This window comes from Pseudomonas sp. 20P_3.2_Bac5 (assembly GCF_025466035.1).
Taxonomy (GTDB): Bacteria; Pseudomonadota; Gammaproteobacteria; order Pseudomonadales; family Pseudomonadaceae; genus Aquipseudomonas.
The window spans coordinates 74195-87019 of record NZ_JANLOA010000130.1; the positions used below are offsets into that span (position 1 = coordinate 74195).

A 12825-nucleotide genomic window follows, 5' to 3' on the forward strand; every position below is an offset into this window, starting at 1 on the left:
GCCTCATCGCCGGCGATGAGGCCCTTAAAGCCCCTTCAAAACCAACTGCCGCTCCCCAACCGGCAACCGCCCAATCTCTTCCACCCGCCCATAAAACCGCTGCCAATCCCCGCCCACCTGGGCAAACACCGCCGCAAACGCCGGCACCCACTGGTCATACAGCCCGAACGGCAACAGCTTGGCGTTGTTCATCGGTGCATTGATCCAGGCATCGAAACGTCCGACCCCGCCCCACTCGCTGTCTCGCAACTGCCGGTACTCCCGGCGTAGCCGCTCGAACTCCGCCTGCTTGGCCGCACGCATCGCATCCGGCGCCAGCGGCTGGGTGTACAGCGCCTTGAGCCGTTCCCGGCTCGCCAGCACCAATCCGACAAACTGGTCACGCTGCTTGCCACCCTCCTGCACCTGCGCCGCCAATCCCCGCGCCGCACGCCATTGCCGCGTGCCTTCCTGCTCGACAAAGGTAGCGAAGGACTCATTGAAGGCGGTGTCGTCCTTCACGTACACCCGCTGGTGCGCCAGCTCGTGGAAGATCACCGTCGCCAGGCGCTCGTCGCCCCAGCCGAGCATGGAGTTGAGGATCGGATCGTCAAACCAGCCCAGCGTCGAATAGGCCTCGACCCCGCCGATATACACATCCAGCCCTTGCAGCTTCTGCACCGCCGCGGCCCCGCGCGCGCCACCCTGGCTGTAGTAGCCGCGGTAGGCGACGCAGCCGGCGATGGGGAAGCAATGGGTTTGCGGCTCCAGCGAAAACTCCGGGGTGGCGAACACGTTCCACACCACGAACGGCCGGCCGATATCGGCGTAGACCCGGTAGCTGCGGTTGTCCGGCAGTTTCAGGTGCTGGCTGGCGAAAGCGCGGGCGCGCTGGGACTGTTCCAGGTGCTGGCGCAGTTTCGGTTCGGTGGCGGGATCGGCCAGCAATTGCGGCACCGGGGTGCGGGCGCGCAACAGTTGCCACTGGCCGTTGGCGAGCTGGCCGTAGTAACCCACGCTCGCGCAACCGTTCAGCAGGCTGATCAGCAACACGGGAACAAACAGGCGAAAAACGCGGTCGAGTGCCCCGGGACTTGAGCGCAACAAAAGAAGAATTCGAATCATGCGTGGGGTGGTCCCGCTCAAGTCCAGATCGATCCAAGACTATCCTGCCCGCCCGGAGTTTTGCCATGCGAACGATGCTCGCTGCCAGCGCCTTACTGGCGCTCACCGGCTGCGCCGGCCTGCCCGCGCAGGATCCGACCCAAGCCTGGGTCGACCTCGCCCCCGGCCAGGACGACACCCTGCACGCCGTCGAAGTGGACGAGCGGGCCTGGGACGACACCCGCTATTTCCAGGTCAGCCCCGGCAATCACCAGCTCACCGTGCGCTATCTGTTCGCCGTGGACCCGAGCAATATCGGCCCCACCAGCGAGCCGCTGTGGCGCGATTGCCAGCTCAACCTCAAGTTCAAGGACTTCAACGCCGGTCAAAAATACCGCCTGCAAGCGGGCAGCATCGGTTTCCGGCCCTGGGCAAAACTCTATGACGAACAGCAAAAAGTGGTGGGAAGCGGCGTGCCGGCTGGCTGCCAGCGCACCTGAGGGCCGCTGATGGCGCTATGCTTACGTTCTGTTACCTTTCTGGAGAGCTGAACATGCGCCAACCCGCGATGTTCCTCGCTTTCACCACGCTGGGCGCCTGCACCAGTCCGATGCCTCCGGTCGATCAGAAACAGGCGTGGGTCGACCTTTACACCATCACCCCGGGCAAAGTGCTGATGGCCGAGCGTCTCGACGGCAAACGTCTCAACGACGGCCGTTACTTCCAGGTGTCGCCGGGCAAGCACGAGTTGGTGGTGCGCTTCGACTATGAGATCAGCACCGGCCTCTTCACCACCGACCCGACCGAGCGCACCTGCTACCTGACGCTGGAATACGACGGTTTCGAAGCCGGCCAGCGTTACCGGCTGGAAGCCCGGGCCATCGCCCTGCAACCCAACGCCTGGCTGTACGACGCCGAGCGCAAGGTGGTGGCGCAGGAACGGCTGACCCACTGCATCCCTTGAGGCTTACTGGCCGTTGCGCTGGTAGATGATCTTCTTGGTGCCGCCGTCGCAACTGCCCACGACCATGTTCTGGTCGTGGACTTCGCTGTTGGGCACGATTTCCAGGGTGTAGGACGTTACGCCTCGGGCCTGGATCTTGGCTTCGATCTCGGCCTTCAATTCCTCGCACGACTTGATCGCGGCGGAAGCATTGAAGGCCAACAGCGAAGCCAGCACGGCGATTGCGATACGGATCATGAGCAGTTCCTCGTGGCAAAAGACCTTGAGCCAACATCAGGTTGGACCGAAGGAGCATGCCATGGTTCTGCTACCAGGCAAGCTCACTGCACGAGCGTGGCGTCCAGGCTGATCTTCGCGTTCAACACTTTCGAGACCGGGCAGCCGGCCTTGGCCTTGTTCGCCAGTTCCAGGAACTGCTGCTCGCTGGCGCCGGGCACCTTGGCCTTGAGGATCAGGTGAACGGCGGTGATGGCGAAGCCGTCGGGCTGTTTGTCGAGGGTGACTTCGGCAGTGGTGTCGATACGTTCTGCGGTCAGCCCCGCTTCACCGAGGATCATCGACAGCGCCATGGAGAAACACCCGGAGTGGGCGGCGCCGATCAGTTCTTCCGGGTTGGTGCCCGGCGTCCCTTCGAAACGGGTGTTGAAACCGTAGGGAACCTGTTTCAGCGCGCCGCTTTCCGTGGATATCTGGCCCTTGCCATCCTTCAGGCCGCCTTGCCAAACGGCCGATGCAGTCTTTTTCATGGTGCCTCCTCGGGTTGCCGACGCGGGTTGCGCCGTTACCTGAATTCAGAGGCCCCGCTCGCGGGCAAGTTCAGCCCGTTTGCCACATCCGGTATTGATTCCTCGGGCAACCGCCCCCACAGAGCAACAAAGGCTGCCATTTTTCGGCGGCTTCCGTTTGCTCAGGAGACCCCATGACGCAACTCGCGGACATCAAGATTTCCACCCTCGACCTCGTGCCCGTGCGCCAGGACAGCGGCCCGGCGCAATCGCTGCGCAATTCGCTGGACCTGGCGCAGCACGTCGAGCGTTTCGGTTACCACCGCTTCTGGGTGGCCGAGCACCACAACATGGACGGCATCGCCAGCTCGGCCACGTCGGTGCTGCTGGCGTACCTGGCCGGCGGCACCTCGACCATCCGCGTCGGTTCCGGCGGGGTGATGTTGCCCAACCATGCGCCGCTGGTGATTGCCGAACAGTTCGGCACCCTGGCCAGCCTCTATCCCGGCCGCATCGACCTCGGCCTCGGCCGCGCTCCCGGCTCCGACCAGATGACCGCCCGCGCCCTGCGCCGCGAACGCTCCGGCAGCGCCGACGACTTCCCCGAAGACGTGGCCGAACTGGTGCGCTACCTCGGCCCGCGCACACCTGATCAAAAAGTGATCGCCGTACCCGGCTACGGCACCGAAGTGCCGATCTGGCTGCTCGGTTCCAGCCTGTTCAGCGCGCAACTGGCGGGCCAGCGCGGTCTGCCGTACGCCTTCGCCTCGCACTTCGCGCCGCGCTTCATGCACGAGGCGATTCGCGTGTACCGCAATCACTTCCAACCGTCGGCGGTGCTCGACAAGCCGTATGTGATGCTGGGCGTGCCCATGGTGGTGGCCGATACCGACGAACACGCCGAGTACCTGGCGACCTCGGTGTACCAGCGCATCCTCGCGCTGATGCGCGGCCAGAGCCTGGTGCAAAAGCCGCCGGTGGAAAGCATGAACGGGCTGTGGTTGCCTCATGAACGCGAGGCGGTGGGGGATTTCCTCGGCCTGGCGATGGTCGGCAGCCCGCAGAAGGTCAAAGCCAAGCTTGAGGTGTTGCTGGAGCAGACCCAGGCGGATGAGCTGATCTTCACCTGTGACCTGTATGAGCATGCGGACCGCGTGCGGTCGTATGAGCTGATGGCGCAGACGGTGCTCGGCAACTGAGGTTGTGATCGCGAGCAAGCTCGCTCCTACAGAGGAGCGAGCTTGCTCGCGATTGGCCACTCACCCACGCTTGTAGACAATCTCCTTGGTCCCGCCCTCGCAGGTCCCGACCACCTTCCCGCTAGCAGCCGCGCCCTTGCCTACAACTTCCAGCGAATAGTGCTGAACGCCCTTGGCATCCAGCTTCGCCGCAATCTCGCTCTTCAATTCTTCACACGGCTTGCCCGCCGCCAGCGTGGTGCCGGCCAGGCCCATCAGTGCTACTGCCAGAATCAGTTGCTTCATTGATCGCTCTCCTTGGTGGATCAAAAACGAGAAAGGCCCCGGTGTCATTCCGGAGCCCTGGGTATCTAACCGGGTAATCGTTTCAACTGTTGGCGATGCGGAACCCGACTTTCAGGGTGACCTGAAAATGCGCCGCCTTGTTGTCGCGGATATGCCCGCGGGTATCCACCACTTCAAACCATTCCAGGTGCTTGATGCTCTTGCCGGCCTCGGCCAGGGCACTGTTGATCGCGTCTTCGATGCTGGTGGGGGACGAGCCGACAAGCTCGATCTTCTTGTAGGTGTGATGATCGGACATCGCTGTTCTCCTTGAAGGTGTGCCGGTTGAGCCTAGCAGCGCCAGGGCGTTTTTCCTCTGAGGGGCGTTTGGACCGAAACGTTCGATCGCACTTTCCAGACACGTCGTAGTCGGAACCTACAACACCTTACTCAACGCTGAAGGAGAGTCACCATGGCAACAAGTTCGCTACGCAAAGCCGCGCTGCAAAGCATGGAAGCGGAAATCGAAAGCCTGCTGAAATCGCTGGAAAGCCTGAAAGACGATGCCTCGGACGAATCGCGCAAAACCGTGAAGGCGCTGAGAAGCAACGCCGAGAACGCCCTGCGCCACTCGCGCAACCTGCTTGGTGATGCCTATGAAGAGGTGAAAACCAAGACCCGCGAAACCGGCCTCGCCACGCGCGACTACGCACAGCAACACCCCTGGACCACCGCCGGCGTTGCCGTTGGCGCGCTGGGTCTGCTGGCGGCTTACCTGCTGTGCAGCAAACGCGACTAAACCTGCCGCGCCAGTTCCGCGCGCAACCATCCCGCCAGTTGCTCGGCGCGCCCGTCCGCGGCGCGTCGAGGGACCCACAGTGCCAGTGACGCCTCGGTCTGGCTGAAGCCCCACGGCGCGGCCAGGCGTCCGGCGCGCAAATCGTCGGCCACCAGCGGTTTCGGCGCAATCGCCACGCCAAGTCCGGCCACCGCCGCCTCCAGCAAATAATACAAATGCTCGAAATCCTGCCCATAACGCAGCGCGCGCGGGTCGATGCCCTGTTGCCGCGCCCAGTCCGGCCAGGCCTGAGGCCGGGAGTTGGTCTGCAATACGGCTTCGTCGAGCAGCGCGCTGGCCGGTGCATGGCGCAACCGTTCGAAACCGGCGAAATGCGGGCTGAGCACCGGGCCGATGCATTCCCGGGCAAGCACATGAACCTGCATGTCCGCCGGCCACGGCGGCTCGGCGAAGACCAGCAGGGCATCCAGGCCGGGCCGGCGCGGATCGAGATCGCCTTCGCCGGCCGAGAGGTGCAGGCGCAGGTCCGGCAGGTCGGCCTTCAGACGCCCCAGCCGCGGGATGAACCACCGCGCCAGCAGGCTGCCCGAGCAGCCGAGGACGAAGGGCGCATCGGCACCGCTCTGGCTCACCTCGGCGCAGACCGAACGCAGCCGCTCGAACGCCTCGCCGCTGACCTCGCGCAGGCGCAGCCCGGCATCTGTGAGTTTGATGCCGCGCCCATCCTTGACGAACAGGCTCACGCCGAGATGGCTTTCCAACGTCTTCAACTGCCGGCTGACCGCACCGTGGGTCACGTGCAGTTGCTCGGCGGCCTGGCTGACGCTGCCCAGGCGAGCGGTAACTTCGAAGGCCCGAAGGGCATTGAGCGGCGGCAGTTCCCTGGACATGACGTGTGAGTTTTCCTGACAGGTTGCGGCGATCTTATCGGTTTTCAGCGAGGCGTGTCGTGGTTAGAGTAGGCCCATTGTCAGCCCACCCTTCTTCCTGGAGCGACCCCATGACCCAGAGCAACCTTCGCAGCGGCCCCGACGCCAACGGCCTGTTCGGCGCCTTTGGCGGCCGCTACGTCGCTGAAACCCTGATGCCGCTGGTGCTCGACCTGGCCCGCGAATACGAAGCGGCCAAGGCCGACCCGGAATTCCTCGAACAACTGGCGTACTTCCAGCGCGACTACATCGGCCGTCCGAACCCGCTGTACTTCGCCGAACGCCTGACCGAACACTGCGGCGGCGCGAAGATCTTCTTCAAGCGTGAAGAGCTCAACCACACCGGCGCGCACAAGGTGAACAACTGCATCGGCCAAGTGCTGCTGGCCAAGCGCATGGGCAAAAAACGCCTGATCGCCGAAACCGGCGCCGGCATGCACGGCGTGGCCACCGCCACCGTCGCCGCGCGCTTCGGCCTGCCTTGCGTGATCTACATGGGCGCCACCGACATCGAGCGCCAGCAAGCCAACGTGTTCCGCATGAAGCTGCTGGGCGCCGAAATCGTCCCGGTCACCGCCGGCACCGGCACCCTGAAAGACGCCATGAACGAGGCGCTGCGTGACTGGGTCACCAACGTCGACGACACCTTCTACCTGATCGGCACCGTGGCCGGCCCGCACCCGTACCCGGCGATGGTCCGCGACTTCCAGTCGATCATCGGCAAGGAAACCCGCGCCCAGTTGCAAGAGAAGGAAGGTCGCCTGCCCGACAGCCTGGTCGCCTGCGTCGGCGGCGGCTCCAACGCCATGGGCCTGTTCCACGACTTCCTCGATGACAGCAGCGTGCAGATCATCGGCGTCGAAGCTGGCGGTCACGGCGTCGACACCGACAAGCACGCCGCCAGCCTCAACGGTGGCGTCCCGGGCGTACTGCACGGCAACCGCACCTACCTGCTGCAGGACGAAGACGGCCAGATCACCGACGCCCACTCGATTTCCGCCGGCCTCGATTACCCCGGCATCGGCCCGGAACACGCCTGGTTGCATGAGATCAAGCGCGTCGAATACGTCAGCATCACCGACGACGAAGCCCTGGCCGCGTTCCACACCACCTGCCGCCTGGAAGGCATCATCCCGGCGCTGGAAACCTCCCACGCGCTGGCCGAAGCCATCAAGCGCGCGCCGACCCTGCCCAAGGATCACCTGATGGTGGTGTGCCTGTCCGGGCGCGGCGACAAAGACATGCAAACCGTAATGAGCCATATGACCGCGACCCAAGCGCAGGAGAAGCAGGCATGAGCCGTCTTGAACAACGTTTTTCCGAGCTGAAGCAAGAAGGCCGCGCCGCCCTGGTGACCTTCGTCACCGCTGGCGACCCGGGTTACGACGCTTCGCTGGCGATCCTCAAGGGCCTGCCGGCGGCGGGTGCGGACGTGATCGAACTGGGCATGCCGTTCACCGACCCGATGGCCGACGGCGTCGCCATCCAGCTGGCGACCCTGCGCGCCCTGGACGCTGGCCAGACCCTGGCCAAGACCCTGCAAATGGTTCGTGAATTCCGCGTTGACGACCAGACCACCCCGATCGTGCTGATGGGTTACTACAACCCGATCCACCGCTTTGGCGTCGAGGCGTTCGTCGCCCAGGCCAACGAAGCGGGCGTCGACGGCCTGATCATCGTCGACCTGCCGCCTGAGCACGACGCCGAACTGGCGGCCCCGGCCCAGGCCGCGGGCATCGACTTCATCCGCCTGACCACCCCGACCACCGATGACGCGCGCCTGCCGCGCGTGCTGGAGCGCAGTTCGGGCTTCGTCTACTACGTCTCGGTGGCGGGTGTGACCGGTGCGGGCTCGGCGACTACTGAACACGTCACCGAAGCCATTGCCCGCCTGCGTCGGCATACCCCGTTGCCGATCAGCGTTGGCTTTGGTATCCGCACGCCGGAGCAGGCCACGGCGATTGCGCGGCTGGCAGACGGTGTGGTCGTGGGTTCGGCGCTTGTGGATAAAATCGCCACCGCCGCCAGCCCGGAGCAGGCTGTGGATAACGTGCTGGCGCTGTGCTCGGCACTGGCCGAAGGTGTGCGGGCCGCGCGCAAGGCGTGATCCGCAATGGGGACGGTTCAGCGTCCCGACACGCTCGCTCCTGCAGTCCAGCGTAGGAGCGAGCTTGCTCGCGATAGGCCGCGTTGCGGCCCCAGGCATCACTCAAAAATCGAAAGATCCAGCGGCCTGACCGCCCCCATCCAGATCGCATGATCCCGGTGGTCCGCCAGCTCATCCCCGGTCAGCGGATGCAGAAACACCACCAGCCCCTGGCGATACAGCGCCAGCCACGGCAACACCACCCCGACCACCTCCGGCCCGAAGGCCAACTGGCAGCTCCAATCCGGATGCGGCCCCACCAATTTGCGGTGCATGCGCCCCATGGTCACCGGAAACAGCGCCGACGCCTCTTCGCATAACAAACGCGCCTGCTCGAACGTGCTGGCGTCGTAATACACGTGGGCGTGATACCCCTTGATCCTTTGCACACTGACTCCTTGGAAAACTGGTCTGCCCGGCACTATACCGACTGCCGGGATTGCTCTTCACCCAACCATTCGACGAATCGTTCCGCCCGCGTACCGAGCGGGTTACACCAAGGACGTACTACGTACCATCCAAAAGCAGAACGAATTGATCCTCCAAGCGGCCGGCAAAGCAGGCCCGGCTCAAGAGCGGCAGCCACCAAAACCGCGAAACAACGGCCACTCCATCGTCCAGCACCGAAACCTCACGTGTACCTGCTCGTACAGCAGTACACAGGCCTCGGTCAGCGCCGGCATCGCCCGCTTGCACCGGCGCGCCGGACACCGCACCCTGAACGGCCTTCACCGGTATAGAGCGACCCCATGGCCTGGCCCGATCGCCACAGACTCCTGCCCTTTCTGCGCTGGCTGCCGCAGCAGAACCGCGCCAGCGTGCGCCGCGACCTGCTGGTGGGCCTGAGCGGAGCGATCCTGGCCCTGCCGCAATCCATCGCCTACGCCCTGATCGCCGGCCTTCCCGCCGAATACGGACTCTATGCCGCCATCGTGCCGGTGCTGATCGCCTGCCTGTGGGGCTCGTCGTGGCACCTGATCTGCGGGCCGACCGCCGCCATCTCCATCGTCCTCTACGCCAGCGTCAGCCCCATGGCGGTGGTCGGCAGCGCGGACTACATCACCCTGATCCTGTTGCTGACCTTCCTCGCCGGCGTGTTCCAGTGGCTTATGGGCATGCTGCGCTTCGGCGCGCTGGTGAACTTCGTTTCCCATTCGGTGGTGATCGGCTTCACCCTCGGCGCCGCCGTGGTCATCGCCCTCGGCCAGTTGCCGAGCCTGATGGGGCTCGACCTGGACAGCCAGACCACCGCACTGAGAACCCTGGAAAGTCTGCTGGAGCACGTCGGCGAGATCGACGTGCCGTCGCTGCTGCTGGGATTGGGCACGTTGCTGATCGGCATGCTGATCAAACTGACCCGGCCGCGCTGGCCCAGCCTGTTGATAAGTCTGGTCGGGGCGAGCCTGCTGGCGGTGCTGTGGCCGGCAATGTTCGGGCATGTCGTCCGGGTGCCGGCGTTTATCGGCCAACTGCCGCCGCTGAGCCCGCTGCCGTTGCTGGACCTGGAACTGATCCTGCGCCTGCTGCCCAGCGCCGTGGCGGTGGGCATGCTTGGCCTGGTCACCAGCCTGTCCATCGCCCGCTCGCTGTCGATTCGCTCGGAACAGTTGATCGACGCCAACCAGGAAATCCGCGCCCAGGGCCTGTCCAACATGATCGGCGCGTGGTGCTCGGGCTACCTCTCGTCCGGCTCGTTCACCCGCTCCGGGCTGAACTACGATGCCGGTGCCCGCTCGCCGCTGGCCGGGATATTTTCCGCGCTGTGGGTGGGATTATTCGCCGTGGCCGGTGCGCAACTGATCGCGCATATCCCGATTCCGGCGATGGCCGGGAGCATCCTGCTGATCTGCTGGGGGCTGGTGGATCACCGCGCGATCCGCGCGCTGTACCGGGTCAGCCGGCCGGAGTTTCTGGTGATGATCCTGACCTTCGTCGCCACCTTGCTGCTGGAATTGCAGACGGCGATCTACGCCGGGGTGCTGGCGTCGCTTTTCTTCTACCTCAAGCGCACCTCGCAGCCGCGGGTGCAGCAGAGCCGGGAAGGCGAGGCGGATGTGTTGCGGGTGGGTGGTTCGATCTTCTTTGGCGCCAGCCATTACCTGCAGGTGCGGCTGCAACGCTGCCAGGCGGCCGAGGTGGTGATCGATGCGCGGCAGATCAACTTCATCGACTATTCCGGGGTCGAGATGCTGCATCAGGAAGCGCGGCGCTTGCGGCGACAGGACCGCAGCCTGACCTTGCGCCGAGCGAGGCCGCAGGTGGTGGAGGAGTTGCAGAAGCTGGAAGGGGTAGAGCGGTGTCCGATTCGGTTTGAAGACTGAAGCCTGCTCGGGTGGCTGCCATATGCATGTCGATGGTTCTCAGTGCCCTTCGCATCGCGAGCAAGCTCGCTCCTACAATGGCTTGCCCAAACCTCTGTAGGAGCGAGCTTGCTCGCGATGGGGCTGTGAAAACGGTTCCTGTTGGTGTCGCATATAGCTACGAACTTCAGTATCAAACCCGGCCTCACGCACGCCGATGCAATCAGCAAGGCCGCCGAGTACCTGGACCACGCGCTCGAAGCCGTCAGCCAGTTGCCCGAGCAAGCCAAGCCTCGCCATCAAGAAGCGCTGAGCAGCACGCAGGTCCACCTCAGGGTCACCAAGGCATTCCTGAATGTCGCGATGGCGAAATCGACGGTGAACATGCCGATATAACCCCGCCCCAAGCGCCATAAAAAAACCGGCCGTTGAATTCACTCAACGGCCGGTTTTTTCGATCTTCGCCCCGGGACTATCCCCGCGCCAACTGCCGACGCAGCTCCGCCAGCACCGGCGCACTATCCGGCCGTACACCACGCCAGATGAAGAACGCCTCCGCCGCCTGCTCGGCCAGCATGCCCAGACCGTCCAGCACCTTGGCCGCGCCGTGTTCGGTGGCCCATTGGCAGAACGGGGTCGGCTCTTTGCCGTACATCATGTCGTAGCACACGGTCAGGCCCGGCTGGATCAGGCTCGGGTCGATGGGCGGCATTTCGCCGGCGAGGCTCGCCGAGGTGGCGTTGATGATGAGATCCACCGGCTCCTTGAGCCAGCTGAAGCCGCTGGCCGCCACCGGACCGAGGTCGGCGAATTCGCGGGCCAGTTGCTCGGCCTTTTCCACGGTGCGGTTGGCGATCACCAGCGACGCCGGGTTGTGCGCCAGCAGCGGCTCCAACACACCGCGCACCGCGCCGCCAGCACCGAGCAGCAGGATGCGCTTGCCGGCCAGTTCCACGCCCGCGTTGACGGTGAGGTCACGCACCAGCCCGGCGCCGTCGGTGTTGTCGCCCAACAGGGTGCCGTCATCCAGCTTGCTCAGGGTGTTCACCGCCCCGGCGCGCTGGGCGCGGGGGGTGAGGCGGTCGACCAGGCGGAAGGCTTCTTCCTTGAACGGCACGGTGACGTTGGCGCCGAGGCCCTGCTTGAAGAAGCCCAGCGCGCACGCGGTGAAATCATCCAGCGGCGCCAGCAGGGTGTCGTATTCCAACGCCTGGCCAGTCTGGTCGGCAAACAGCCGGTGGATCAACGGCGACTTGCTGTGGCCGATCGGATTGCCGAATACAACGTACTGGTCCATTCACGCGCTTCCTCAGTCAGGCCCGACGACCGGGCAACGGTTGTGCACAATGGGCTCAGTGCCCGGCCTTGTCCAGATTCAGCCAGTCGCGATCCTGCAGGAAGTACTCGGTCAGGCGAGCTTCGGCGCTGCCCGGCTCGGGCTTCCAGTCGTAGCCCCAACGCACTTGCGGCGGCAGCGACATGAGGATCGACTCGGTACGCCCGCCCGACTGCAAGCCGAACAGGGTGCCGCGGTCGTAGACCAGGTTGAATTCGACATAGCGGCCACGGCGGAATTCCTGGAATTCACGCTGCTCGGCGGTGTACGGCTCGGCCTTGCGGCGCTGGACGATCGGCAGGTACGCCTCGACGTAGGCATCGCCGATGGCGCGGATGAAGGCGAAGCTGGTGTCGAAGTCCCATTCGTTCAGGTCGTCGAAGAACAGGCCGCCGATGCCACGCGGCTCGCCACGGTGCTTGAGGTGGAAGTAGCGGTCGCACCAGGCTTTGTAGCGCGGGTAGACGTCAGCCCCGAACGGCGCGCAGGCCTGCTCGGCCACGCGGTGCCAGTGGATGCAGTCTTCTTCGTTGCCGTAGTACGGGGTCAGGTCGAAACCGCCGCCGAACCACCAGACCGCTTCTTCGCCTTCTTTCTCGGCGATGAAGAAGCGCACGTTGGCGTGGGAGGTCGGCACATGCGGGCTGTGCGGGTGGATCACCAGCGACACGCCGAGGGCTTCGAAGCCACGGCCCGCCAGTTCAGGGCGGTGGGCGCTGGCCGACGGCGGCAGGCCGCTGCCGAAGACGTGGGAGAAGTTGACGCCGCCTTTCTCGATGACCTTGCCGTCGCCGATCACCCGGGTGCGTCCGCCACCGCCGGCCTCACGGGTCCAGGCATCCTCGACGAAGCGGGCGCCGCCGTCTTCGGTTTCCAGCGCGGCGCAAATCCGGTCTTGCAGGTCCAGCAGGTAGGCTTTCACGGCCTCGGTGCGGCTAGTCATCGGGTCACCTTGAAGCGGGCATGGGCCGGCCCAGGCGGCACCGGCGGAAAAATTCGGCGCACAGCATACCACCGTGCATGTGCCCTCCGTAGTTGACGGCGATCAAGCAAAAGCGTCCGATAGGCCCTTTCCCCGAT

The 12825-nt window shown here is 64.7% G+C and carries 17 protein-coding genes; 8 read left to right on the top strand and 9 right to left on the bottom strand.

Going from position 1 to position 12825, the window contains the following annotated elements; translation table 11 throughout:
• Positions 1 to 24: 24 nt before the first annotated feature.
• Entirely contained in the window at positions 25 to 1086 is a 1062-nt protein-coding gene (locus NTD88_RS25125; protein ID WP_262156528.1) for an aminopeptidase, read from the bottom strand.
• Between the two features lie 83 nt (positions 1087 to 1169).
• Between NTD88_RS25125 and NTD88_RS25130 the strand changes: the two genes are divergently transcribed.
• Both NTD88_RS25130 and NTD88_RS25135 read left to right on the top strand, forming a co-directional pair.
• Positions 1170 to 1583, top strand: coding sequence for a hypothetical protein (locus NTD88_RS25130; RefSeq protein ID WP_262156468.1), 414 nt, complete (start codon positions 1170 to 1172; stop codon positions 1581 to 1583).
• Between the two features lie 53 nt (positions 1584 to 1636).
• On the top strand, positions 1637 to 2047 hold the full coding sequence (locus NTD88_RS25135; protein WP_095159080.1) for a hypothetical protein: 411 nt from the start codon (positions 1637 to 1639) through the stop codon (positions 2045 to 2047).
• Positions 2048 to 2050: 3 nt separating this feature from the next.
• Here NTD88_RS25135 and NTD88_RS25140 read toward each other — a convergent pair whose 3' ends face one another.
• A complete protein-coding gene (locus NTD88_RS25140) occupies positions 2051 to 2284 on the bottom strand; it encodes a DUF1161 domain-containing protein (protein WP_095159081.1) in 234 nt (77 codons plus the stop codon).
• Positions 2285 to 2367: 83 nt separating this feature from the next.
• Entirely contained in the window at positions 2368 to 2793 is a 426-nt protein-coding gene (locus tag NTD88_RS25145; RefSeq protein WP_095159082.1) for an OsmC family protein, read from the bottom strand.
• Between the two features lie 173 nt (positions 2794 to 2966).
• On the opposite strand from NTD88_RS25145, the gene NTD88_RS25150 reads away from it, so the two are divergent.
• Complete coding sequence (locus NTD88_RS25150; RefSeq protein ID WP_262130762.1) at positions 2967 to 3971, top strand: LLM class flavin-dependent oxidoreductase; 1005 nt, start codon at positions 2967 to 2969, stop codon at positions 3969 to 3971.
• A 60-nt stretch (positions 3972 to 4031) separates the two neighbouring features.
• Here NTD88_RS25150 and NTD88_RS25155 read toward each other — a convergent pair whose 3' ends face one another.
• Positions 4032 to 4256 (bottom strand): DUF1161 domain-containing protein, encoded by a 225-nt coding sequence (locus NTD88_RS25155; RefSeq protein ID WP_262156469.1) that lies wholly within the window; start codon positions 4254 to 4256, stop codon positions 4032 to 4034.
• Between the two features lie 82 nt (positions 4257 to 4338).
• Complete coding sequence (locus NTD88_RS25160; protein ID WP_095159085.1) at positions 4339 to 4554, bottom strand: dodecin; 216 nt, start codon at positions 4552 to 4554, stop codon at positions 4339 to 4341.
• A gap of 153 nt (positions 4555 to 4707) precedes the next feature.
• Between NTD88_RS25160 and NTD88_RS25165 the strand changes: the two genes are divergently transcribed.
• Entirely contained in the window at positions 4708 to 5034 is a 327-nt protein-coding gene (locus NTD88_RS25165) for a YqjD family protein (protein WP_262130761.1), read from the top strand.
• Here NTD88_RS25165 and NTD88_RS25170 read toward each other — a convergent pair.
• Positions 5031 to 5924, bottom strand: coding sequence for a LysR family transcriptional regulator (locus NTD88_RS25170; RefSeq protein ID WP_262156470.1), 894 nt, complete (start codon positions 5922 to 5924; stop codon positions 5031 to 5033). The two genes, NTD88_RS25165 and NTD88_RS25170, sit on opposite strands and share 4 nt — an antisense overlap.
• Positions 5925 to 6034: 110 nt before the next feature.
• Between NTD88_RS25170 and trpB the strand changes: the two genes are divergently transcribed.
• The gene (gene trpB / locus NTD88_RS25175) at positions 6035 to 7261 is read left to right on the top strand and encodes a tryptophan synthase subunit beta (protein ID WP_262156471.1); all 1227 of its coding nucleotides are present in this window, start codon (positions 6035 to 6037) and stop codon (positions 7259 to 7261) included.
• The gene (gene trpA / locus NTD88_RS25180) at positions 7258 to 8070 is read left to right on the top strand and encodes a tryptophan synthase subunit alpha (RefSeq protein WP_262156472.1); all 813 of its coding nucleotides are present in this window, start codon (positions 7258 to 7260) and stop codon (positions 8068 to 8070) included. Before trpB ends, trpA begins: the two co-directional genes overlap by 4 nt.
• A gap of 98 nt (positions 8071 to 8168) precedes the next feature.
• Here trpA and NTD88_RS25185 read toward each other — a convergent pair whose 3' ends face one another.
• Entirely contained in the window at positions 8169 to 8498 is a 330-nt protein-coding gene (locus NTD88_RS25185; RefSeq protein WP_095159090.1) for a DOPA 4,5-dioxygenase family protein, read from the bottom strand.
• A 360-nt stretch (positions 8499 to 8858) separates the two neighbouring features.
• On the opposite strand from NTD88_RS25185, the gene NTD88_RS25190 reads away from it, so the two are divergent.
• A complete protein-coding gene (locus NTD88_RS25190; RefSeq protein WP_262156473.1) occupies positions 8859 to 10430 on the top strand; it encodes a SulP family inorganic anion transporter in 1572 nt (523 codons plus the stop codon).
• Between the two features lie 144 nt (positions 10431 to 10574).
• The gene (locus NTD88_RS25195) at positions 10575 to 10805 is read left to right on the top strand and encodes a hypothetical protein (RefSeq protein WP_262156474.1); all 231 of its coding nucleotides are present in this window, start codon (positions 10575 to 10577) and stop codon (positions 10803 to 10805) included.
• Positions 10806 to 10881: 76 nt separating this feature from the next.
• Here NTD88_RS25195 and aroE read toward each other — a convergent pair whose 3' ends face one another.
• Entirely contained in the window at positions 10882 to 11706 is an 825-nt protein-coding gene (gene aroE / locus NTD88_RS25200) for a shikimate dehydrogenase (RefSeq protein ID WP_262156475.1), read from the bottom strand.
• 55 nt (positions 11707 to 11761) lie between these two features.
• Positions 11762 to 12688: an oxygen-dependent coproporphyrinogen oxidase gene (hemF, locus tag NTD88_RS25205; protein WP_262156476.1), complete on the bottom strand. Its 927-nt coding sequence runs from the start codon at positions 12686 to 12688 to the stop codon at positions 11762 to 11764.
• Positions 12689 to 12825: the final 137 nt, after the last annotated feature.